The organism is Vreelandella sp. 162(4c), from assembly GCF_058152265.1.
Genome location: NZ_CM176981.1, coordinates 1,469,688 through 1,492,678, shown reverse-complemented (window position 1 = coordinate 1,492,678; position 22,991 = coordinate 1,469,688). Strand labels below are relative to the sequence as shown.

22 protein-coding genes are annotated in these 22,991 nt (G+C 54.2%); 12 read left to right on the top strand and 10 right to left on the bottom strand.

All coding sequences use genetic code 11. The annotated features are described in order from the left end of the window. Nucleotides 1-8 precede the first annotated feature (8 nt). Nucleotides 9-1,373: a metal-dependent hydrolase family protein gene (locus AC4EYZ_RS06680; RefSeq protein ID WP_235270469.1), complete on the bottom strand. Its 1,365-nt coding sequence runs from the start codon at nt 1,371-1,373 to the stop codon at nt 9-11. A 214-nt stretch (nt 1,374-1,587) separates the two neighbouring features. Further along, complete coding sequence (locus tag AC4EYZ_RS06675; RefSeq protein ID WP_233973876.1) at nt 1,588-2,502, bottom strand: LysR family transcriptional regulator; 915 nt, start codon at nt 2,500-2,502, stop codon at nt 1,588-1,590. Between the two features lie 186 nt (nt 2,503-2,688). Between AC4EYZ_RS06675 and AC4EYZ_RS06670 the strand changes: the two genes are divergently transcribed. Further along, entirely contained in the window at nt 2,689-3,267 is a 579-nt protein-coding gene (locus AC4EYZ_RS06670; protein ID WP_233973875.1) for an NAD(P)H-dependent oxidoreductase, read from the top strand. 29 nt (nt 3,268-3,296) lie between these two features. Here the strand turns inward: AC4EYZ_RS06670 and msrQ are convergent, their stop codons facing one another. Both msrQ and msrP read right to left on the bottom strand, forming a co-directional pair. After that, a complete protein-coding gene (msrQ, locus tag AC4EYZ_RS06665) occupies nt 3,297-3,917 on the bottom strand; it encodes a protein-methionine-sulfoxide reductase heme-binding subunit MsrQ (RefSeq protein ID WP_009286872.1) in 621 nt (206 codons plus the stop codon). Beyond that, entirely contained in the window at nt 3,917-4,933 is a 1,017-nt protein-coding gene (gene msrP, locus AC4EYZ_RS06660; protein ID WP_009286873.1) for a protein-methionine-sulfoxide reductase catalytic subunit MsrP, read from the bottom strand. The genes msrQ and msrP overlap by 1 nt, the downstream gene beginning before the upstream one ends. 174 nt (nt 4,934-5,107) lie before the next feature. Here msrP and AC4EYZ_RS06655 point away from each other — a divergent pair, with 174 nt between their 5' ends. From AC4EYZ_RS06655 to AC4EYZ_RS06625, 7 genes are all read left to right on the top strand, one after another. Then, nucleotides 5,108-6,763: an FMN-binding glutamate synthase family protein gene (locus AC4EYZ_RS06655; RefSeq protein WP_490204184.1), complete on the top strand. Its 1,656-nt coding sequence runs from the start codon at nt 5,108-5,110 to the stop codon at nt 6,761-6,763. Between the two features lie 58 nt (nt 6,764-6,821). Then, nucleotides 6,822-7,793, top strand: a complete 972-nt coding sequence (locus AC4EYZ_RS06650) for a DUF2157 domain-containing protein (protein WP_039858890.1) — start codon at nt 6,822-6,824, stop codon at nt 7,791-7,793. Then, nucleotides 7,790-8,578: a DUF4401 domain-containing protein gene (locus AC4EYZ_RS06645; protein WP_474191213.1), complete on the top strand. Its 789-nt coding sequence runs from the start codon at nt 7,790-7,792 to the stop codon at nt 8,576-8,578. Before AC4EYZ_RS06650 ends, AC4EYZ_RS06645 begins: the two co-directional genes overlap by 4 nt. Beyond that, nucleotides 8,467-8,862, top strand: a complete 396-nt coding sequence (locus AC4EYZ_RS06640; RefSeq protein WP_474191212.1) for a DUF4401 domain-containing protein — start codon at nt 8,467-8,469, stop codon at nt 8,860-8,862. The genes AC4EYZ_RS06645 and AC4EYZ_RS06640 overlap by 112 nt, the downstream gene beginning before the upstream one ends. After that, the gene (locus tag AC4EYZ_RS06635) at nt 8,859-9,392 is read left to right on the top strand and encodes a GDYXXLXY domain-containing protein (RefSeq protein WP_474191211.1); all 534 of its coding nucleotides are present in this window, start codon (nt 8,859-8,861) and stop codon (nt 9,390-9,392) included. Before AC4EYZ_RS06640 ends, AC4EYZ_RS06635 begins: the two co-directional genes overlap by 4 nt. A gap of 189 nt (nt 9,393-9,581) precedes the next feature. Beyond that, nucleotides 9,582-11,309, top strand: coding sequence for a mechanosensitive ion channel family protein (locus AC4EYZ_RS06630; RefSeq protein WP_474191210.1), 1,728 nt, complete (start codon nt 9,582-9,584; stop codon nt 11,307-11,309). Nucleotides 11,310-11,401: 92 nt separating this feature from the next. After that, a complete protein-coding gene (locus AC4EYZ_RS06625; protein WP_022519612.1) occupies nt 11,402-11,833 on the top strand; it encodes a helix-turn-helix domain-containing protein in 432 nt (143 codons plus the stop codon). A 16-nt stretch (nt 11,834-11,849) separates the two neighbouring features. Here the strand turns inward: AC4EYZ_RS06625 and AC4EYZ_RS06620 are convergent, their stop codons facing one another. Continuing rightward, nucleotides 11,850-12,626: a glutamate racemase gene (locus AC4EYZ_RS06620; RefSeq protein ID WP_009286877.1), complete on the bottom strand. Its 777-nt coding sequence runs from the start codon at nt 12,624-12,626 to the stop codon at nt 11,850-11,852. Nucleotides 12,627-12,808: 182 nt separating this feature from the next. Here AC4EYZ_RS06620 and AC4EYZ_RS06615 point away from each other — a divergent pair, with 182 nt between their 5' ends. Further along, a complete protein-coding gene (locus AC4EYZ_RS06615; protein ID WP_041157703.1) occupies nt 12,809-13,564 on the top strand; it encodes an alpha/beta hydrolase family protein in 756 nt (251 codons plus the stop codon). Between the two features lies 1 nt (nt 13,565). Here AC4EYZ_RS06615 and AC4EYZ_RS06610 read toward each other — a convergent pair whose 3' ends face one another. Together AC4EYZ_RS06610 and AC4EYZ_RS06605 are read right to left on the bottom strand one after the other, a co-directional pair. Next, on the bottom strand, nt 13,566-13,913 hold the full coding sequence (locus tag AC4EYZ_RS06610) for a DUF952 domain-containing protein (protein ID WP_039858901.1): 348 nt from the start codon (nt 13,911-13,913) through the stop codon (nt 13,566-13,568). Between the two features lie 232 nt (nt 13,914-14,145). Next, nucleotides 14,146-17,619 carry an acyl-[ACP]--phospholipid O-acyltransferase gene (locus AC4EYZ_RS06605; protein ID WP_474191209.1) on the bottom strand — a complete coding sequence of 1,158 codons (3,474 nt, stop codon included), beginning with the start codon at nt 17,617-17,619 and terminating at the stop codon, nt 14,146-14,148. A 159-nt stretch (nt 17,620-17,778) separates the two neighbouring features. Here AC4EYZ_RS06605 and AC4EYZ_RS06600 point away from each other — a divergent pair, with 159 nt between their 5' ends. Beyond that, a complete protein-coding gene (locus AC4EYZ_RS06600) occupies nt 17,779-18,537 on the top strand; it encodes a helix-turn-helix domain-containing protein (protein WP_041157705.1) in 759 nt (252 codons plus the stop codon). Here AC4EYZ_RS06600 and AC4EYZ_RS06595 read toward each other — a convergent pair. Then, entirely contained in the window at nt 18,530-19,465 is a 936-nt protein-coding gene (locus AC4EYZ_RS06595; protein WP_041157706.1) for a LysR substrate-binding domain-containing protein, read from the bottom strand. The genes AC4EYZ_RS06600 and AC4EYZ_RS06595 overlap by 8 nt on opposite strands. A 97-nt stretch (nt 19,466-19,562) precedes the next feature. On the opposite strand from AC4EYZ_RS06595, the gene AC4EYZ_RS06590 reads away from it, so the two are divergent. Both AC4EYZ_RS06590 and AC4EYZ_RS06585 read left to right on the top strand, forming a co-directional pair. Then, the gene (locus tag AC4EYZ_RS06590; protein ID WP_474191208.1) at nt 19,563-20,492 is read left to right on the top strand and encodes a DMT family transporter; all 930 of its coding nucleotides are present in this window, start codon (nt 19,563-19,565) and stop codon (nt 20,490-20,492) included. Between the two features lie 36 nt (nt 20,493-20,528). Next, entirely contained in the window at nt 20,529-21,395 is an 867-nt protein-coding gene (locus AC4EYZ_RS06585; RefSeq protein WP_474191207.1) for a putative RNA methyltransferase, read from the top strand. Nucleotides 21,396-21,534: 139 nt separating this feature from the next. Here the strand turns inward: AC4EYZ_RS06585 and AC4EYZ_RS06580 are convergent, their stop codons facing one another. Together AC4EYZ_RS06580 and AC4EYZ_RS06575 are read right to left on the bottom strand one after the other, a co-directional pair. After that, nucleotides 21,535-21,741: a cold-shock protein gene (locus AC4EYZ_RS06580; RefSeq protein ID WP_007111402.1), complete on the bottom strand. Its 207-nt coding sequence runs from the start codon at nt 21,739-21,741 to the stop codon at nt 21,535-21,537. A 404-nt stretch (nt 21,742-22,145) separates the two neighbouring features. After that, nucleotides 22,146-22,886 carry an SDR family oxidoreductase gene (locus AC4EYZ_RS06575; protein WP_474191206.1) on the bottom strand — a complete coding sequence of 247 codons (741 nt, stop codon included), beginning with the start codon at nt 22,884-22,886 and terminating at the stop codon, nt 22,146-22,148. Nucleotides 22,887-22,991: the final 105 nt, after the last annotated feature.

The following is a 22,991-nucleotide window of genomic DNA, read 5'->3' as shown; positions in this document are numbered from 1 at the left end:
AGAAATCCTTATACATTGTCTTTATAGATGCGTCCGCCCTTCATGATCAGTCGCAGATTGCGTTCAGGGTCATGAAGGAAATCAAGATTCTTACTAGGGTCACCGTTTACTAAAAGTAGATCGGCCATCGCGCCCGGCTCTATTTTACCGAGCGTGCCAGGGTAGGGGTTGCGTGATCCTGATAGTGAAAGAAGCTCACCATTGCGGCCAGTCGCCATGGCCAACACGGTAAGTGGGTCATAAAAGCGAGTCAGCTTGACTAATTGACGCAGCTGGTTGGGGGTATTTTGCGGGGTAAATAAAATATCAGTGCCCCAGGCTGTCTTGATATCAAAACGTTGGGCTAGCTCGTAGGCCTGCACGGTGCCTTCGGCTACTTGTTGTTGTGCTTCGCGGCGAGCGGCATCGGGATAAACATTTGCATCTTCATCTTGCAAGAAAGGCTGAAGGCTCCACCATGCGCCTTCCCCTGCCATCATCCTTACGGTTTCTTCATCGGCGAGCTGCCCGTGTTCGATGGATTTAGCGCCTGCCCTTAATGCACGCTGAATACCTCGGGAGGTATAAACATGCACCATGACATAGGTACCCCAGTCTTCTGCTGCATCCACCGCTGCGCGCAGCTCGCGCTCGCTGAATTGGGTGCTATCCAATGGGTCATAGGTAGACGCCACGCCGCCACCTGCCATCAATTTGATCTGTGAAGCTCCTAGCATGAGTTGTTCACGGGTACGTCGTAATACTTCTGCTTCCCCATCGGCAATGACGGCTACGCCTTGGCGTTCCTGTTCACTAAGCGGTGCGTTGTTGGCCCGTGGGATTTCGTAGCGCATTCGAAAATCACCATGGCCGGAGGTTTGGGAGATCATGGCTCCTGCTGGAAGTATGCGCGGTCCAGCCACAATTCCTTCATCAATAGCACGCTTCAGTGCAAAGGATGGCCCGCCCGCATCTCGCACTGAAGTAACGCCACGCATCAGCGTTCTCTCTGCTTCCTGAGCCGCCACTAGATGGATATAGCCTAGATCGGCGGTCATGGCGTCTACTTGGCTAATAGCCGCCAGCGTCGTGTGCCAATGGGCATCAATCAAGCCTGGCATTAATACGCTACCACCACAGTCGATGATTTCTGCGCCTTCAGGTGCGGCATCACCAGGCAAAATAGCCTGGATACGCTGCTCTTCAATACGTACTGAAACGTTGTCGCGTAACGCCGCGCCGCTGCCGTCGAATAGCCTTAGATTGGTCAATAATAGTGGGCCATCAGCCCGTTTAGGTTGAGCGCTTATGGCGGTGGGTGCGCGCAGACCAGAGAAAAGTGCCATTACTGCAGCGGCTCCTCCCATGAATTGGCGGCGGGTAATATCTGCCATCACACGCTCATGAAAGCGTTGTAGTAACGGTGAACCGCAACAGCAAGCCCCGTGTGAGTGATTTAGTGGCGACTGCAATAAAGAGTGGGCGGCGGCGGGAGGCATAGGCGGCACCTTATCTCAGTAGCGATGTGGTAAGTGACATCTGGAGCGACGTTGAATAGCCTTGCATATAAGTAAATTAGAATGAGGGAGTGAATCGCGCAAGCTGTAATCAGTGATTGGATAAGCTTCCATGCAGTTGCCCCTGTAACTGTTCTGCTAAAAACTCCATAAACAGTCGGGTACGCTGTGAAAGCGTGGTTTGGCGGTAGTACACGGCGTTCACAGCTTGGGTCTGAAGCTCTGTGCAGTCGGGTAGTACATCCACCAGTGTGCCGTTGTGACGGGGAGTGATGGTCATAAAGTCAGCAAGGCAAACGATGCCTTCTCCTGCCATGGCCAGTTCTATTAGCGTACTTCCGCTGGAGGCCGCCAGCGTTGGGGTAATATGTAAGGGCTGGCCATCGGCGCGGCGCAGTGGCCAGCGGTTGAGATGATCGAGCTGGCTGAAGCCTAGCAAGCTGTGATCTTGAAGGTCGTCGATGCTTTCCGGCGTACCGTGGCGTTCAAGGTAAGCGGGGCTGGCCAGAAGGCGCAGCGGGCTGTAGCCAAGGAGGCGGGCGTGCAGCGACGAATCTTCCAGTTTGCCAATGCGGATGGCCAAATCAACCCGCTGTTCCAACAGGTCGACAAAGCGGTCGTGGGTGTCGAGTTCCAGCGTAATACCAGGGTAGCGTGCGCGGAACTCGCCAATCACCGGCACAATCACGAACTGCATAAAGCTGGGAGCGGCGTTGATCCGTAACCTGCCTTGAGGCTGATTGTGGCGATCCAGCATCGCCTCTTCGGCTTCTTCCACGGCTGCAAGAATACGGCGGCAATGGTTTAGGAATGTTTCTCCCTCCTCGGTCAGCTCTAGGCGACGCGTGGTTCTACGTAGCAGGGTAGCGCCGAGTTTTTGCTCCAGGCGGTTGAGCGCACGGCTAACCCCAGAAACGGTAATGCCAAGCCGTTCGGCGGCACCGGTGATTGAGCCGCTATCGACGACCGTCACAAAGGCCTGCTGTTCTTCAAGGGTGCTTTTCATAGAGTGCTGTTCATAACGTTATCGGTTGCCTTAATGGCGAATACCATATTTGTTGATTTTAAATCAAAAGTGTTTTGCTGAAGCGTCGCTATTTTTTCGCATGCTTTGAACTCACAATACCGCCCATTAAACGCCATGCCAAAGAATATAAGCATGGATGTCAGGCTATAATGAGAGGTTTTATTAATGAAAATTCTGCTGATTAATGGCGGTAAAGCGTTTGCACACTCTGGCGGTGAACTCAACAATACGTTGCACGGTGTGGCGGTGAGTACGTTGCAGGAAATGGGCTATGAAGTGCGCGAGACGGTGATTGATCAGGGCTATGATCTTGATACTGAGGTGCAGAACTACCTATGGGCGGACACGATTGTGTATCAGATGCCTGGCTGGTGGATGGGCGCGCCATGGATCGTCAAACGTTACATTGATGAGGTGTTTACAGAAGGCCACGGTTCGCTTTACGCCAGCGATGGCCGCAGCCGCCAAGACCCGACCAAGCAGTACGGCAGTGGTGGCCTGCTGCAGGGCCGTCGCTATATGCTATCACTGACCTGGAACGCGCCTTTGGAAGCGTTCGATGAGCCTGACAACTTCTTCGAAGGGCGCGGTGTGGATGGTGTCTACTTCCCGTTCCACAAATCTCAGGAATTTATCGGCTTAGAAGCGCTGCCGACCTTTATCGCCAACGATGTAATGAAGATGCCGGATGTCGATCGCGATAAAGCGGCTTATCGTAAGCATCTGCGCTGCGTACTTGGCTAGGCTTCGTCGGTTGATATCTCTTACAAGCCCTAAGTACGACTCAATCGATGGCGTAGTTTAGGCAGAGTACGGGCAACTGGGGACAGGCGAGTGGACATGATGAGCGCCGCAATGGCGGCATACATGGCCCACTCCTGCATATCCGCGCGCACCACCCAGAAGAAGTGCAGCAGTACCAGCCCTAAAATGGCGTAGGAAAATTTGTGCAGCGGTTTCCAGCGTTTGCCCAGGCGCTTCATTGCCCAGCGGTTGGACGTGGCACCCAGCACAGCAAGGCCGATCAGCGCGATCATGCCGACGATGATGTAGGGGCGTTTGACGATCTCGCTGCCAAGCAGTGCCCAGTTAAGCCCCAGAATAAACAGCGCGTAGCTGAGCATATGCAGGGTGGCGTAGGCGAGTGTCCATAGGCCCAGTTGGCGCCGGATCAGTGCAAAGCCTTTCCAACGGGTGAGCTTGGTAAGTGGGGTAAGGCTGAGCGTGAGCAGCAGCATCCACAGCCCGCCGATGCCGATATTCAGCAGCAGGTAGCGCCCCGGTTCGGGGCCTGCGGCGTTATTTGCCACCTGCCAGCTCCAAAACAGCAGCGGTGCTAGCGCGGCCAGAAACACGCCCACGCGCCATGCTAACCATATACGTGGGCTGGCCATTAATAATTTTCCTTTAAATCCATACCCGCATAGAGCTCGGCGACTTCATCGGCGTAACCGTTAAACATCAGGGTATCAATGGTGTTGGGGTTGAACAGGCTGTTGGGCAGCCGGCGCTCGGTGGCCTGGCTCCAGCGGGGGTGGTCGACGTTGGGATTCACGTTGGCGTAAAAGCCGTACTCGTCGGCGGCGATCTTCTGCCAGGAATTCACCGGCTGTTCTTCCGTCAGCGATATCCGCACAATCGACTTGATGCTCTTGAAGCCGTATTTCCACGGCACGACCAGCCGCAGAGGGGCGCCGTTTTGATTGGGCAATTCCCGGCCGTACATACCCATGGCCAGTATCGTCAGCGGGTGCATGGCTTCGTCCAGGCGTAGGCCTTCCACGTAGGGCCAATCAATGATCGAAAACGAGGAGCGCTGCCCGCGCATTTGCTCTGGATCCACCAGAGTTTCAAAACGTACGTATTTGGCTTTGCTGGTGGGGTCGGCGCGTTTGATGATATCGGCCAGCGGAATACCCAGCCAGGGAATGACCATCGACCATGCCTCAACGCAGCGCAGGCGGTAAATGCGCTCTTCAAACTGCGAGGGCTTGGCGAAGTCCTCCAGGGCAAAGCGCCCGCCGTTATTGACCTCGCCATCGACCACCACGCTCCAGGGCTGGGTTTCCAGGCTGCCCGCATGGCGGGCAGGGTCGCCCTTGTCGGTGCCGAATTCGAAAAAGTTGTTGTAGCCACTGGCGTCATCAAAGGGGGCAATTTTATCTTTGTCAGGATCGCTAGGGGTGACGGCTCGCCACTGGGTTTCGCTGATTTTCTCCTTTAACCACGCTGGTGCATCGCCTTCGGGTACATCGGAGTAGTTGTCGTTAGCGCGGACGTGGCCGGATAGGGCGAGCCCTGCACCTAGGCCTGCGATACCGCCCATAAAGCGCCGCCGGGAGAGGTAGATAGATTCCGGCGTGACATCGGATTCGTGTAAATCACTCGGTTTGGCAATCTTTATTAGCATTGGGTGTCTCCACTAAGGCCTTTGTGGGTAGCATACGAGGTGAGTGCAGCATTCGATATTAATGGGTGTAGTAAGTTCGCCAAAACTTACACAAAACCCTTACGATTTAAATTGAGCCTGTCGGGGTAGCTGGTCGCCCCTGTGGTGAACTGTTGATAAGGAGTTCGTGTTCAGATGATCGAAGCCCGGGGATTGACCCGTATTCCTCTGCGTAATGCCGTCTTTGTTGCCTGCCTGATTCTGCTGTTGGTTTCGCTGGTGGGGGTGGTGTTTTCTTTAGCATGGCTTTGGGGCGTGGCGATTTTTGGCATGCTCGCTGGGCTGGGGCTTTATGATCTACGCCAAACGCGGCGAACGGTGAGCCGTAACTATCCTGTTCTGGCCCATTTTCGCTATGTTCTAGAGTCTATTGGGCCGGAAATACGTCAGTATTTTATCCAGTCCGATCTTGACGAACGACCATTTTCCCGCGAGCAGCGCGCTGTGGTCTATCAGCGTTCTAAAAATGAGAGTGATAAAAAGCCTTTTGGCTCCCTGCTGGATATGTATCAGCCGGGGCATGAGTGGATCAACCACTCGCTACTTCCCCGGGCTATCGAAAACAGTGACTTCAGGATTCGGGTGGGCGGTAGCCGCTGCAGCCAACCCTACCTGGCGAGTGTTTTCAATATTTCGGCAATGAGTTTCGGTTCGCTTTCGGGCAACGCTATCGAGGCGCTGAATGCGGGCGCTGGTAAAGGTGGTTTCTATCACGATACTGGTGAAGGCTCTATTTCCGGCTATCACCGCAAGCATGGAGGTGATCTCGTCTGGGAAATAGGCTCTGGTTACTTTGGCTGCCGCAACGACGATGGCTCGTTTAATGCGGAGCGCTTTGCAGCTAACGCCAGTGCCGATCAGGTGAAAATGATCGAAATCAAACTTTCCCAGGGCGCCAAACCGGGCCATGGCGGTATATTGCCAGCGGCTAAGGTAACTGCCGAAATTGCCGAAGCGCGAGAAGTCCCCATGGGCCAGGACGTGATTTCACCCGCTGCCCATTCAGCTTTCTCGACGCCGCTGGAACTGATGGCATTCATTGCCCGCCTGCGTTCGCTTTCTGGGGGGAAACCGATCGGCTTCAAGCTGGCGATTGGCCACCCCTGGGAGTGGTTTTCGATCGTTAAGGCGATGCTAGAAACCGGCGAGCGGCCTGATTTTATAGTGGTGGACGGTGGCGAAGGAGGAACCGGTGCGGCACCGCTGGAGTTTATCAATCGTATAGGTGTGCCTTTAACAGAAGCCGTTACGCTAGTGCATAACACCCTGGTGGGGGCCGGGCTGCGCGAGGAGATTCGTATCGGCGCGGCGGGTAAGATTATGTCCGGTTTTCACATTGCCCGAACCATGGCACTAGGGGCTGATTGGTGCAATTCGGCCAGGGGCTTTATGTTTTCATTGGGGTGTATTCAGGCGCTTAACTGTCACTCCGACAAGTGCCCCAGCGGCGTAGCTACTCAAGACCCCAACCGCAGCCGCCATCTGGATATTGCCGATAAAACAGCGCGGGTCTACCACTTCCACCGCAATACCTTAAAAGCGCTGGCGGAAATGCTGGGGGCCGCAGGGCTTAGCCACCCTAGCGAGCTGGGGCCCGAACACATTATCCGGCGTGTCTCGGAAAACGAGATTCAGTCCTACGATCAGATATTCACCTTCTTAAAACCCAATGAACTGCTCAATGCAAAGTGCGAGCACACGGTATTCAAGCACTATTGGGAAAATGCCCGAGCCGACTCCTTCCAGCCGCCTGCGCAGGTTGCTCGGTTGCGCTTTACTAAGTTGGAGTGATCGTGGCGCTTAGCCTAGATTACTTTGTTTCCACTGCGCCGTTTAGAAGGGAGCCCCCATGGCATCTACCCGCCGTGAACTGATACCACTGATTGAGCAGGGCGTGATACCGCCTGAACAGGTGACGCGCGCAGTGCAAGCTTCTGGGCTGCACCCTTCGCCTCGCGCTTGGGCGCTGTTTATTGATCGCTTACTGCTGTGGCTAGGCGGACTGGCGCTGGCCTTCGCGGTGCTGTTTTTCATCGCTTATAACTGGGCTGAGATGGGCCGTTGGCTGCGCTTTGACGTGGTGCAGGCAGCGATGGTGCTGGCGGTAGGCATCGCCGTTTGGCACAAGGCCAGCCCGATGGTTCAACGTGTGGCGCTAACCTCGGCCACTTTATTGGTGGGCGTGCTGTTGGCGTTGTTCGGGCAGGTGTACCAAACCGGTGCCGACCCCTGGCAACTGTTTTTTACCTGGGCGCTGCTTGCTCTGCCCTGGGTCTGGGTGGCGCGCTTTGAGCTGCTCTGGGTGTTGTGGCTGGGGTTACTCAATTTGGTCGTCGGGCTCTATTTTCGTACCTGGGGCGGGCCGTTTGGCGTTTTGGTCAGTAGCGATGCCGCGCTTTGGGGGCTGTTTGGGCTCAATACCCTTGCCTTGGCGACATGGGAATGGGGGGCTCGTTGCCGGAACTGGTCACGGCAGTGGGCACTACGCTTGCTGGCGGTGGGTAGCGGGGTGCCTATGACGCTGTTAACGATGAGGTTGATAGTCGATGCAGGCCTCGTATGGTCGCCAATGCTGGCGATTTACTCACTCTGGCTGGCGGTGCTGTATGGCGTTTATCGCTATTGGCGGCCTGACCTGTTTATGATCGCGGGCGGCTGTGTCTCGGCGTTAACGGTGACCACACTGCTGCTTGCCAGGCTGTTGCTCTGGGAAGGCGATTGGCAGGAGGGAAGTCTGCTGCTGATCACCATCGCGGTACTGGCGATGGGCGCTGGGGCCGTGGTATGGCTAAAGCGTCTACATCGGGAGATTTCCCAGTGACGAACAACGTTAATGATTTAAGCGTTAGGCTGAGCCAAGCGGGTATTCCGTTAAACGAGCCTACCTCCCCAGCGCAGTTGCAAACGCCTTGGTTTGTACGTGCGCTGCAGGCCTTTTCAGGCTGGTTAGCGGCGCTATTTCTGCTCGGCTTTATCGCCATGGGCGTGGTGTTCGTGGTGGAGAGCCCCGCCGCGTCGTTGGGCCTGGGGCTTGTGATGATCGGTGCGGCTTATGGGCTGTTTTGCAAAGCTCGCGGTGATGTGCTCGAGCACTTGGCGCTTGCGGTTAGCTTAGCCGGGCAACTGCTAATAGCGTGGGCGCTGGTCGAGTTCTGGAATGTGTCCACTTATTTGTGGTGGTCGCTGCTGGCCTTACAGTGCGCACTGGCGCTGGTAATGCCAAGCCAGGTACATCGCACCTTTTCAGCCTTTGCCGCCAGCTTGGCGCTCTATATGGCTTTGGCAGTGAACACTATGGCGCCAGCAGCGGGTGGATTGGTGCTGTTGGCATTGGCGCTGCTCTGGCTGAATGAGTTTCGCTGTCCTGGCCGTATTCAAGATGTGCAAGCATGGGGCTACGGCCTGTTGATAGGCCTCTTGGTGATGCAGGGATTAGCGCATAGCGGCCACTCCTTTGCCTTCTGGTTTGACGCACAGAGCACTAACGCTTTTGCATGGTCAGCACCCTGGTTGAACGCCGTGTTCGTGGCACTCTCTCTCTGGCGTTGCTGCTCTATACCATCCCTCATTCCAAAACCCATTGGGGGTTGTATCTCAGTCCTTTAGCGCTGCTGTTGGTCTCATTTTATGCACCGAGTGTGGGCCAAGGTTTGGTCGTCGTACTGTTAGGGTTCGCGATCGGGCATCGCCTAGTGCTGGGGCTTGGAGTGCTTTCTCTGCTGATGGGCATTGGCAGCTATTACTACTGGCTGGACGCAACACTGTTAACCAAGGCTCTAACGTTGCTGGTGTTGGGGGGAGGGCTACTGGCGCTACGTTGGACGCTGCTCAAGTGGTTGAGCGTAGCGGAAAATAGTCCGTCGACCTCTGTGGAAGGACATGGGAAATGATGCTGAAAGCCAAGCGAAATCGCTGGATCATAGTGTTAACCACCGTCGTTGTGTTGGTGACGGTGAACTGGGCCGTTTGGCAGAAAGAGCGTCATTTATCCGAGGGAGAAATTGTTTACCTGGAGCTGGCGCCCGTCGACCCGCGCTCATTGATGCAGGGCGACTATATGGCGCTAAACTTTGCGCTGGGTAACCAAATTCAAAGCGCGCTTTATCAGAGTGAGCGTGATGAAGACTCGCTGAAAGCTCTTAACGGCTATGTGGTGGTGCGTTTGGATGAACAGCGTATTGCTCACTTCCAGCGTTTGGATGAAGGTACTTCTTTACGCGATGACGAACAACGCCTGCGCTACCGGCTACGCAATGGTCAGGTACGCTTTGCCACCGATGCGTTTTTCTTTCAGGAGGGGCACGGTGAGCGCTATGAGCCAGCGCGTTATGGTCAGTTTAGGGTGAATACCAAGGACGAGCCCTTGCTGGTGGCTTTATACAATGCAGAATTAACTAAGTTAGGAGAAAGCGTTAAGTAAAATTTACTTTATCTGGCGAGCTGTTCTCATCTCACTTTTCACTATTGCATTCTGTCTTGCTTCATTCAGTAAGGTAGGCTGTACTTTGTTCCTCCACTGACATGGATAGTCCAGTAATGACGCTGGACTGGCTCGATAGGGCCGGTCGGTGGGTAGTCAAACTGACCCACTTCAATGAATAAGGCATTTATGAAAGCAAACAGCTCGTGGCGCGCATGGGGTTTGTTGGTGATGGCGCTGACCTTTTCCAACCTATGCGCGGCACAAACTCAAGGAGGAGAGAGCGAAAGTGAGCGGTGGTTTACCATCGATGCGTTAAATACGGGGCTTGGTGAACCTCCCGAAGAGGCAAACCGAGTAACACCGCGAGAATCGATCAGGAGTTTTCTGAAGCTAACGGATCAGGAGGAGTATGAGGCCGCTGCCCATATGCTCAACCTTTCCGAGTTCTCAGAGGATGAACAACGCGAGCAGGGGAGTGAACTCGCCCGGCAACTGGCAGAGGTTTTTCAACGCGGCGATTGGTTGAGCGTTTCCGGTCTGCCCGGTCGCGAAGACGCGGTGATTGAAGATCCCGCAGGCCAAAACCCCCGTGTTGGCGAGACACGTCGCAACGTTGAGGTCTCCTCTTTAAAAGCCGACGGGGAAACCTACGATATTCGCTTGGGTCGCTACCGCGTGGGGGAGCAGGAACCAGTCTGGCTGATCATGCCTATCAGTGTGTCTTATATTCCGGCGCTTTATGAGCAGTACGGCCCCTCAGCGTTGGAAGGCTATATTCCCGAACGCTTCCAGGCCTCGTTTGGCATCCTGAGAATTTGGGAATGGATCGCGATTCCCTTGTTTGTGCTATTCATCGGGCTCGTAGGGTGGGGAGTTCACCGTCTGATCGGCTTGATGTCGAAATGGTTACCTTCAGGGGTGTCGAGCATTTTTGCCAGCCAAATCGGTATGCCTGGAGCGCTGATTGCGATGTCGCTGGTTACCCAGATGGTACTGGATTATGTAGTGTCGTTTTCAGCGGTTGCCACGACGACCTTCCGAGTTTTACTCATCAGTATTTTGGCCTGGGGAGTCGGCACGGTTGCGTTGCGCTTAGTGGATACCATTATGCTGCGTTTAACGCGGCGTATTGTGGGGGAAATCGATGATACCAAGCCCAGAGACGAACGCAGACTGCTAACGTCGCTCTACGCGTTGCGCCGGGTCATTATTCTGATCACCGTTACTGGCGTATCCATCTACATACTGGGTCAGGTTCAGCTTTTCGAAACTCTTGGCTTATCGATTCTGGCGTCTGCCAGTGTATTGGCCGTATTAGTGGGTGTGGCGGGCCAAACGGTACTTGGCAATATCCTCGCTTCATTTCAGTTATCGTTTGCTAAACCCATTCGCATTGGCGATTTGGTGATCTTTGAAGACGAGTGGTGCTATGTCGAAGGTATTTTTTATACCTTTATCCGGTTGAGGTCATGGGATGAGCGGCGTTTGATTGTGCCCGTTACCTATTTTACTTCTAAGCCATTCGACAATTTGTCGGTAAAAAGTACCAAGATGTACCGGTCATTGACGCTGACGCTTCACTTAAGCGCCGATATAGGACTGTTAAGAGAGAAATTTCTCGAGGTCGCCAAAGAAGAAGACAGCGTTATCGAACACCATAAGCTGCTCTGCTACGTAACGGCACAAACAGGAACGGCGCAAACCGTCACCTGTTACCTCATGACCTCAGACCCTTTGGCGGGTTGGACAGCGGAAATGAATTTGCGCGAGAAGCTGTTGGCGTTTATCCGCGATAACCATCCAGAGTGGTGGCCACGTGAAATTGTGGTTATCAGTCACAACGATATCGCCCGCGGGTCGCAAGGGAAAAGCTCGGGGGAAATGGATAGTGTTGAGGTGAAACCATCTGAATAAAGGGGGATTGTGCAGCGGAAGATAACGCTTTTGCGTATTTTATCCATAGAGTAGTCTTGTTATGACAAGGGTAAGTGGAAAAAGGAGTGACTATGCACGCACTCGTTGAGCAAGCGACGGAACACTGGGTTTATCTTGCCCCTCTTCTTAGCGATCCACATTCCGAAGCTGAATACGATGCCCGGGTCGAGGCGCTTGATGAAATTCTTGATCTTGTCGGTGACGATGAGACACACCCACTTGTCGGCCTGGCGAATCGCTTGGGTGATATCATTGAGTCCTATGATGAAGCACATCGCCCGATGCCTGAGGTGTCTGGAAGTGAGGTACTTCGCTACCTTATGCAAGAGCATGGGATAGCGCAGAGCGAGCTACCTGAAGTTGGCGCTCAATCAGTGGTGTCTGAAGTTCTCAGTGGGCGCCGCAAGCTGAACTGGCGCCAAATCTGCGAGCTTTCGGAACGGTTTGGCATCGCTACCGACTCGTTTAAAGAACCCAGGGAAAAACTACGCGTTTTGACCTGATAAAGCCTTATGGCGCTTAGACTACCTCTAGCGGTATATCGACGCCGAACTGCTGCAACATACGTCGGAATGTCTCAACATCATAGGCCTCGCTTTCTGTCACCAGACCTTGAATTTGGCCTGTGCCCGGCGTGCCATCGCCTAATCCAGCGACAATCGATTCGGCGGGGTCGAGGAATCGGCAACTGGGTCTCGCCGCTTCGAAGAAGGAGCGAAGCCATGGTAAATGCGTGCTGGAAAGTGTCAGCGTGTCGATATCGGGGTGCTGCCGGAAGACGCTGTCGATAAAAGCAGTGACCGCTTTCTGCGTCGCTTTTGGGTCGAAGAGAAAGGAGCCATTCTCGACAAGCTCCACCATGGACGAAGCATTGATCAGGCTGACATTCTCCGGGTGGGGTGCATGGCGAGCTATGAACTGCTTGAGCGGCGAGCTTTCGATGAGTGAATGCACCCCCATGATGCCGATCTTGCCGCTCGCCGACATAGCGAGTGCTTCTTCGATGGGCGGGTAGACGCCGAACAATGGCACCAAGGTGCTTTGGCGAACGTCATCCAGCACCATGATAGACGGTGCGTTCGATGCGATGACGATGGCAGAGGGTGCATAGCCCTCAAGAAAACGCAGTGTGCGATGCATGACAGCGAGTAGCTCTTCACGCCCTTTGCTCCCATAAGGAAAGCTCGCCCGATCAGCGAAATAAACAATATCCTGTTTGGGAAGGCGCTTATGTATCTCGGCAACAATGGCATAGCTACCAATGCCAGCGTCGAAAACAGCGATTGGCTGGTGCATAGTAATATCCTGGGTGTCGGCTAAAGTCTAATGATCCATAATATTCTAATGCGATGGAAGCGTCATTTTTAGCTACTATGCTAGTTAAACTTTATACGATGCTGGGGCACGGCATCGCATAAATTCGAAATGAATAGCATGGTGATGGCAGAGAAATTTATGGTGAATGAGTGGTTGTCTAAATGTCGTTAAATATTGTGCAGCGTTTGCTACCCGGCTGGGGCGTTACTTATGGCCCACCGGGCCATGACTCTTTTCCAGCCGTCATGTTGTTGCATGGTTCTGAAGGCGCATGGGCGGGGTGGAGCCATCGTGATGCGATGCTATTCGCCGCCCATGGCTTCTTGGCGTTCCCTTATGGCTACTCAAGCGGCGGTAATGCATGGAATGCGGGGCATATTATCGATTACCCACTGGATCGCAGCGTGGAGGCATTTAAAGCCCTACGAGAATTCCAGTTCGCTGATGAGCGGGTAGGGCTTTATGGTATTTCACGCGGTGCCGAGCATGCGTTATTGCTCGCTTCCCTAATGGCAAGAGATAAGATCAAGGGCGCACCTGATGCCATCGCTGCGCATAGCCCGCCGGATGTTGTGTGCGGGGCCTTTGATGCACGTAGTTTTCGCGATGTAGGGGATCCAGGCTGGCAAGCCTGGGACGTCAGCAAACGCGCCTGGACATGGCGTGACAGTCACGAAAGCTTGCTACCGACCACGCCGATCGAAATCGAACGCTACCCTGGGCCGCTACTACTTTCCCATGGCACCAAAGACCGAATGTGGTCGGTGGAAATGACCAAACGCCTGGAACAACGCCTGCGCGAGCATGGCCGCTCCCCAGAAGTTCACTACTACGAAGGTGAAGATCATATACCTAGTAGCTCAGGGCAGAATAAGCACTATGGGCTGCTGCTAGATTTCTTTTCAAAACACCTGTAAGTCACTGTTCCTCATTTTTCCATCCAAAAAGCCCATCTCGGTAGCTAAGAGGTATGGCGGTGATGATGGCTGCTTGGGGCAGGTTGTCGATATGCGCTCTCGGTTGCAGCCAGGGCTGCTCATCACTGGGTGGCAACCACTCAATACGGTCGTTAAATAGCGCATCATCAATCTCTAACACCAACGGTGCTTCTGCATAGACGAAGTATTTGTTGGCGATAAAAAGAACAGCTTCTTCAACATTCAAATGAACGCAGTCGAGCTTATGGTCGTTTCCGCAGCGGGGTACATAGCCAAGTTGCTGAGTTTGATCCCAAATAGTTTTACTAACGACTCTGAATAAGCGCATAAGAGCTCCAGTGGTTTTTTTCCGACTAAGGTAGCCTAAAACCTAAAGTTAACTTGAGGTCAAGTGGCGCTGAAAATGTAATATCAGGTATGAAGTCATGCTGCTGATTGAGCAATGGCTAAGCTAAGCGGCCTGCTGATTTTAGAACTGATTTATTAAGAAGAGCTCGATACTGCACAGCGCATATTGAGTTTGGGCTTTGCTGTACAGTATCTCACTCCAACACTAGCTTTTAATGCTTCAGTTCTTCCTCTATTAGTGCTTGGGCCAAACGTTTCGCCCCTGCAAAGTCCGCTTTTCCAGAGCCAAGGTGAGGGATGGTCTCTACCGTAAACCAATGGCTGGGGATCATCATGGGTGGCGTACCGTTAGCGAGCATAGTGGCTTTGACGGTTTTGGCGTCTAACGCTGTTTCTGAAAGCAGCACAATGCGCTCGCCCTTGCGGCTATCGGGAATATTCACCGCCATCAGTGCGGTGTCTGTATCCTCCAGAGCCGCTTTAACTGCTGCCTCAACGGCGCTGAGACTGATCATTTCACCGCCTATTTTGGCAAAGCGGGCGTAGCGGTCAATCAGGGTTAAGAAGCCATCTTCATCGATAAAGCCTTTATCCCCCGTTATGTACCAGCGGTGGCCATCGATCACATGGAGCGCCTTGGCTGTGCGGTTGGGGTCATTGAGATAGCCCTGCATTATTTGCGGGCCGCTAATCAATATCATACCGGCCTCACCGGTCGGCAGCTCTTCAAAGCTGTCAGGGTCGACGATTTTGAAGCTGGTGCCGGGTAACGGCATACCGACGGTGCCTGCTTTGCTGCCCCGCTGCACCTGTTGATAGTGAACGCCCATGGCGTCGGGCAGATTCACTGAGGCGACTGGGGCGATTTCCGTGGCACCGTAGCCTTCATAAATAGGCTTGTGGAATTTCAGCGCAAAGCTATTACGCACGTTTTCGTCGAGCTTTTCAGCTCCGGCAACCACCACCCTCAAGCTTTCCAGCATTAACGGATGCACTTTTGAGCTGCGCACAAACAGCCTTAAAAAGCTGGAGGTGCCGAACATGATAGTGGCTTTGTGCTTGGCAATAGCGCCTGCAATGCCGGGGGCATCGGTGGGGTCGGCGTGGCACACCAGTGGCAGCCCTTCAATCAGCGGTAGCAGTTGAGTCACTGTAAGGCCAAAGGCGTGGAACAGCGGCAGTGAGCCCATTACAACGTCGTTGCTCTGGGTGTTGAGCACGTCAGAGGTCTGCTTGATATTGGCCATCAGGTTGCGGTGGCTCAACATCACGCCCTTGGGTTCGCCTTCACTTCCGCTGGAGAACAGGATGGCGGCGGTGGCGTCGGCATCGTGGCCGTGGCAGAAGCAGCGCTGTAGCAGCCAAGTCGGCAGTATTCTCACCGCCAGCCAGGTACTCAAACGTTCGCCACGGCCAATCGTGGCCTGCAGGTCTTCTAAAAGAACCACCTGCTTCGCGCGAAGCAATTGGCTAACGTCGAGCCCGCGCTGCTCGAGCTTCTTCACAAAGCGCTGTGAGGTGAAGACGGTAGCGATTTCCGCCTGGGAAAGGGCAGAGGTCAGCGCCTCGTGGTCGGCGGTGTAATTAAGATTCACCACCGTTTTACCCGCTAGCAGCGTGGCCATATTGGCGATAACCCCGGCACTGCTGGTAGGTAGCAGTAAGCCAACGTTCTGCCCTGGGTTGAGCTTGCGAAGTCGTTTTGCCATCAGCAGGCTGGCAGTGAGCGCTTGGCTTGCGCTGAGTGAGCGGCCCAGCGTATCGGCCAGGGCAAGGTCGCTAGGGCGGCGCTTAACGCTTTGAATCCAGGCGTTAGGCAGGCTCGGGAGCTCGCCCATGGCCCGCTGCCAAGAGCGGGTAGCCTGCTCAAAAATACGTCGTTTGAGCACATCGGCGGGGGTGTCCTTGGGCAGCGGCTTGCCAAAGGCGACCACTACCGAGCGATGCAGAGGCGCATTACGCAGCTCTTTAAGCTTGCTGGAAGATCGGGAGAACTGGCTGCCCCACAGGCCTCGCAGGTAGAAGGGCACAATTTTGACGTCTGGATTTGCCATGTCACAGGCACGCTCGTAACCGCGGCGGAATTCGCCCAGTTGACCAGTGCGGCTGATCGCCCCTTCAGGAAACAGGCACACCACTTCGCCTGCGTTGAGCTGTTCAGCAACACCGGCTAGGGCCTTTTCGGCACCGCTGCCACGCTCGATGGGAATACAGCCCAAGGCTTTGAAGAACCAGCGCAGGTACCAACGCTGGTAAACCGATCTGAGCATCACGAAACGCACCGGTCGAGGGCTGGCGATCTGTACCATGGCCCAATCCACCCAGCTGATATGGTTGCCCAATAGCAGCACGCCGCCCTGGGCGGGCAGGTTCTGCAAGCCATGGACGTCTACGCGATAGCGGCGTGTCAGCAGGAAGCTCAACAGAAAGCGCACCAAGCTTTGGGGTAGCTTAACAATGGTGTAACCACCGCCCACCATGGCCACGGTAGCGATAAGTAGCAGCAGGTAGTGGCTATTCACTCCCGCCAACGCGAACAGCGCCGTGAGCACCAAAAAGCCCAGCATGGCGATGTTTTGAATCCAGTTGTTGGCGGCCAGTACGGTGCCTAGCTCGTTGTCGGCGGCGTGAAACTGAATCAGCGCATTGAGCGGCACGATGAACAGCCCACCCATGATGCCGATGAACACAAAGTTCAGCGCTTGGCCAACGGGTGTGGTCAACAGCGGCAAGCACCATAAACCCACGGCCACCCCAATAGCGCCTACGGGGATCAAGCCGGTTTCAATACGGTTGTGGGAAAGTTTGCTGGCGAATAGCGAGCCAAGCGCAATTCCGATGCCGCTAGCGGCGAGAATTCCCTGAAGCACTAAGGTGTTATCGATACTCAGGGCATCTTTGGCATAAGCAGGAAAGGCCGCCAGCAGCACTTGGCCCACTGACCAAAAGGTGGCAAGGCCGATAATGGAGAGCCTGATGACAGGCTGGCGAGCGATAATCCTCAGATTGTCTTTTAGGGCAGTGCCCTTGATGTAGCGCTGCCAGGTCAGCGGTATATCTGACCGAGTGGTGTTATCAAGCGGAAGGCGGTAAAGCGCCACCACCTGGATGGCGCTATTGAGCACCAGCAGCCAGCCCAGAGGGGCTATTTGGCGCAACAGCTGCGCTGGGGTTTGATCATCAGGGGTAATCCAGGTTTCAAACAGCGCGGTAAACGCCACGGTGCCCGCCAGAATGGCTCCAATCGTGACGGCCTGGATCAGCCCGTTGGCTTCCGCCAAGCGCGGCTTGCCGAATAGCCCTTTTACCAGGCCGTATTTGGCCGGTGAGTAAAAGGCTGATTGAATCGCCAGCAGCAGCGTCATGGAAAAAGCCAACCAGAACCAGCCCTGGTAGTAAGCGGCGGTGATGCCCAGTGAGACCACGACGGCGGCCCAGGCCGATGTACGCAGAATGCGTACCTTGGGGTAGCTGTCAGCTACATGGCCCGCCGGGCTGAACAGTAAAATAAACGGCAGCAGGATAAGTCCATTGACCAGTGCGGTGAGCACGACCTGTGCTTCGCCATCGTAACTTTTGAAGATCGTGTTCTGAATGACGATCTTGTGGCCCAGATCCACAAAGGCATTGAGGAAAATAGCGATCAAATAGGGCAAAGCGCCCTTCAAGTGCAGTAGTCGATGCATCGTTGTTTAGCCTTCTTAATCCCTGGAAGTCGTAGCACTTTCTCTGTGAGGCTTACTGGTTGCAACTCATTTGCACAAAGTTGTGTCATAGGTGCTGTTTGGTATCATTATTTAATACTTTTGTGTGTGATGTCTTTTCATGCCGCTTTAGAGGTTACTATGTCCCAAGCCGATTCGCTGATTGAAACGCTAAAGCGCCAGCTTCGCGCTCAGGGTAAAACCTATGCTGATGTCGCAGAGTGGCTGGCGCTGAGCGAGGCCTCCGTGAAGCGGCTGTTCGCAGAGAAGCACTTTACGCTATCGCGGCTGGAGTGCATCTGTGACCAGTTGAATATCGAATTCGCCGAGCTGGTGCAGACCATGCAAGCTGACGAGCAGCGTTTGCAGGCGCTAACCCATGCCCAAGAGCAGAGTATTGTGGATGATCGTGAGCTGTTTCTGGTGGCTGTCTGCGTCATCAATGGCTATAGCTTCGACGAAATTCATCACCAGTACCAGCTAAGTGAAGCAGAGTGTATCCGGCAGTTACTGAAGCTTGAGCGGCTTAAGCTTATTGATCTACTTCCCGATAACCGGATCAGACGTAGGGTAGCCGCCAATTTCCGCTGGCGGGCGGACGGGCCGATACAGCGTTTCTTTCAGCAGCATATCGCCAACGAGTTTTTCCGTTCCCGTTTTGATAGTGACAGCGAAAAGCTCATTGTCCTCAATGGCCTATTATCCTCTGCGGGTAATGCTGAATGGCAGCAGACCATGCAGCGCCTGGCGAAAGAGTTTCATGCGCTATGCGAACGAGAGAGCGGGCTACCCATTCATCAGCGGTTTGGCACGACTTCGGTGCTGGCGGTACGGCAGTGGCAGTATGGGCTGTTTCAGGGTTACAAGCGGGGAGGCCAAGTAGTTCCCAACGCTACGTAGATGTGTTCCGGAAGAGAGTGGCCTCTTGTTCTAGCCACTCGACGAAGCGTGCTACCGCTGGTGGCGTTTCTCCATCACTAGGCAGAATCAGTTCGTAGGCGAACGGAGAAGCGAGTGGATAGTGTTCCGCGAAGGGGCGTACCAAAACACCGCTCGCTAGCCGGTCAGCCACCAATGGGTAGCTGGCGAGTACCACGCCTTGCCCGGCAATGGCCTGATCGAGAGCCAAGCTGTAAAGCGAGTATTGCCGCTGGTTGGGCATCTTGTTTAGCTCTACGCTGGCGCTTTTAAACCAATCGCTCCAGCTTGGAATGGGGTGGCCTGCGTGGCTGCACCAATCCACGGTGAGCAGTGTCTGTGCCAGCAAATCGTCGGGGGTTTGCATGTTTGCCTGCGCTAATAGAGAGGGCGAACAAACCGGAAATAACGTGTCTTCAAACAGGCGCAGGCTGGTGACACCGGGCCAAGGGCCCTGGCCATAGCGCAATGATAAGCGTGCCCTGTTGGGCAACCACAGCGGTGGCGTTAAGCGCGCCTCGGCATCCAGAGAGATTTCTATTTGCCGTTCATTAGCTTCAAAGCGGGGTAAGCGGGGGAGTAGCCAGAGTTGTAGAAAGGAGGGCGGTGCACTCAGTAACAATCGAAAAGCCTCTTCTGAGCGCTCGGTGACGTTCTGTACACCGCTGGCGATGCGCAAAAGGCCTGCCTGCACATCTTCAGCCAGTACCCGGCCTGCTTCGGTAACGCATACCCCATTGGCATGACGCTCAAACAGCACCACGCCTAAGTGGCCTTCCAACTGTTTGACCTGTCGGCTAACGGCGCCAGGCGTCACCCCGAGGCGATAAGCGGCGGCTTTGAAGCTATTTTCTCGCACGGCCTCGGCAAACGCGCGCAATGCATTCAGCGGTAGCCTTTCTATTCTCATAGAGTGAGTTTTCATAAGCCTAGGGTCGATAAGTAATCGTTTGTATGCAATGACGCTTACTGCTGCAATGGGCACCTATATGTTATAGGAGCCCGCAATGAGTAATCAAAGAATAGCCTCCAACAACCACACTGTCTGCATGGTTGGTCGATCGCAGCGAAAGTCAGTGGACGCAACGGCAGCATCGTTGATGCTGCTATTTTGCCTGGTGTTGGGTTTTCAGCAGGTGGCGATCAAGGGTGTGGCTGAGGATATCTCACCCGTGGTGCAGATGGCCCTGCGCTCAGCTTTGGCGGTGTGTCTGGTCGGCGGGCTGGCTTCTTGGCGCGGTATTCGCTGGGCGGATGTGGGTCATCATTGGGGCCCTGGGTTGCTGGTGGGCCTGGGGTTTGCGGCTGAGTTCGCTTTTATCGCCTGGGGATTAACCTATACCTTGGCGTCCCACATGTCGGTCTTTCTGTATACTGCGCCCATCTTCGCTGCCCTGGGTTTGCATCTTTGGGTACCTGGCGAGCAGCTCTCCATTCGCCAGTGGTGGGGCGTTGGCTTGGCATTTCTGGGAATGGTGGTTGCCATGGCGCCAAGCGGTGCTTACAGCACCGAGATTCTTATTGGGGATACGCTGGGCTTGCTCGCTGGCCTCTCATGGGCGGCCACGACCGTCGTGATCCGCAAGACTTCGCTTTCTGAGGCGCCAGCAGAGCTCACTCTGAGCTATCAACTGAGCGTGACGGCGTTGTTGCTCCTGCCGTTGGCGGCTATATCCGGGCAGCTAATGAGCGCGCAGTTTACCCCAATGGCGTTAGCCAGCCTTGGCTTTCAGACGCTGATCATTTCGTTTGCTGCGCTGCTGTTATGGTTTACCTTGCTGCGCCGCTACCGCGCTTCGCAGTTAGGCGTGTTTTCTTTCTTGGCGCCGCTTTTCGGTATTCTGTTTGGTACACTGCTGCTCAATGAGCCGCTGAGTATTAATTTTATAATCGGCGGTGGCGTTATTTTAGTTGGCATCATTCTGGTGACTCGCTAAACGCATGCACCCATCTACCTTTGCGAAGACACCGATATGAGCATCACCCCTTTTCAAGCACTGGCGTGCCCGCTAGACGGAAAACCACTCAGTTGGTCGGCTAGTGTTTGGCGATGCTCTGATGGCCACAGCTTTGATATTGCTAAGCAGGGCTACGTTAATTTACTGCCTGTGCAGCAAAAGCGTTCCCACGATCCGGGGGATAGCAAGGCGATGGTAGCTGCTCGCCAGCGTTTTCTTAACGCGGGGTACTATCAACCCATTGCGGAGGCAGTCAGTCATGCTGTGTTGGGCCATGCCGAGGTTCAAAAGGCAGACAGACTGCCTTTTAGCTGCCTGGATGCGGGCTGCGGTGAAGGTTATTACCTTCGCCAATTAGCTGACGCGGCGACTAACGCGCAGCCACTTTCACTGATGGGGCTGGATATCTCTAAATGGGCGGTATTGGCCGCAGCAAAACAGGATGCTAAGCAGGCACCGCTAAGCAGTTGGGTCGTGGGTAGTAATGCGCACTTGCCGGTGCAGGCGGGAACGTTGGATAGCGTGCTGTGTATGTTTGGCTTTCCAGTAGTAAGCGAGTTTGCTCGTGTGTTGAAAACCGGTGGCGTACTACTGCAGGTTGAAGCGGGGCCTAATCACTTGAGGGAGCTGCGGGAGATTATCTACCCCACGTTAAAAGCTGAACGTGCGAGTGAGACGGTAGTGCCCGATGGCTTTATTCAACATGGCAGCGAGAGGGTAAGCTACTCAATTGCACTAATCGGAAGTGAGGAAATTGCCGATCTGTTGGCGATGACGCCGCATCTTTACCGAGCCAGCCCTGAGGGGCGTGATCGCGCAGCGGCACTTGAGGTGCTGGTGGTGACGGTGGATGTGCGAATAGTGATGTACATGCGAATATAGAAGGGTAGTGCAAACGCAGCTTCCCTTTAGTCTGCTCTAAACGCGCAGTTTTAATATGCCCAAACGCAACAAGGCCCGCATAAGCGGGCCTTGTTATCCGAACCTTAGAAGGTTCGAGCAAATTCTTAAGCGCTAGGGCTTAGGAAATTTGCTTGATGTTTGAAGCTTGAAGGCCTTTCTTACCCTGGGTAACGTCAAAAGAAACGTTAGCGCCTTCTTGCAGGGTTTTGAAGCCGTCTGCTTGAATTTCAGAGAAATGGGCAAACAGGTCATCGCCGCCGTCAGAAGGAGCAATAAAACCGAAGCCTTTAGTATCGTTGAACCACTTAACTGTGCCAGTAGACATAGTAAAAATCCTTTCGCGCAAAGCGCTTTGTAAAGTTCCTGGTATCACCCAGATTAATAGCGGATAAAACAAGGAATACAATTACAGTCTTGCCGAAAGATTTTGTACACGTCTATCTCGTACATTTCTAAATCTTTTTCGTACACTTCTGAAACCATGCTTGCTTGCTAACCAACTGGCGCTACATTGTCATGAATTGTAGCGCGTGTCAAAGCCTTTCTGGATTGTCTTGCCTATGGGGCGCAGTGAGAGCCTCTATTAGAGGTGGTCGCTGGAAAGTAGTGATAATGCCAGCGACCATCAGGGCACGTTTCCAGTAAATGGGAAGCTTGTTTTCTTACATGAATATCGCTCGTGCTAATGTTTACGTTTGGCCAAAAGCTCGGACAGCACCTGACGCGCAGTTAGTGACTCGCCGTAGGCCGTACGACGATATCGCTGGTATCCACGTCATCGGGCTGGTTGATGGCATGCGCAATGGCGGAGGCGATCGCTTCGGGCTTGAGGGCAATTTGGCGGAAAAGGTCGATTGCCTTTGCGGTTTCAGAGTCGGTGATGGTATTGGCCAGCTCTGATTCCACTACCCCGGGGTAGACACAGGTCACGCGTATCTTGTCGGTTTCCTGACGTAGCCCATCGGAAATAGCGCGCACCGCATATTTAGTGGCGCAGTAGACTGCTGCGGTGGGCATAACAGTGAGGCCACCGATGGAGGAGATGTTGATCACCTGGCCACTTTCCTGGGCCTGCATAGTAGGCAGAACAGCGGCGATACCATTGAGTACGCCGCGAATGTTGACATCGATCATGCGGTTCCACTCATCTACTTTGAGCGCTGCCAAAGGCGATAGGGGCATGACGCCCGCGTTGTTGACGATGACATCTATGCGGCCGTGGGTGTTGATCGCGAAATCCGCAAACGCCTGCATGTCTTTAAGGTCGGTGACATCCAGCGCCTGGAAATCCACGCTGCCGCCCTCTTCGCGAAGGGAGTGGGTCAATGCTTCCAACCGATCAGTTCGGCGTGCGCCAATAATCAAACGGTGCCCTTGACCTGCAAGCCAGCGAGCAGTGGCTTCACCGATGCCGCTGCTGGCACCGGTCAGTAAAACGACTTTGGAAGATGGGGTTGTTAAAGCAGTCATTGGATAATCCTAAGGGTGGTGGGTACCCAGAGAAGATTAAGCTGCTGCGGCTGGCATCTGTATAGGCGATCCTATTGCATGCTTGCCTAATCCTATTTGTTTGTT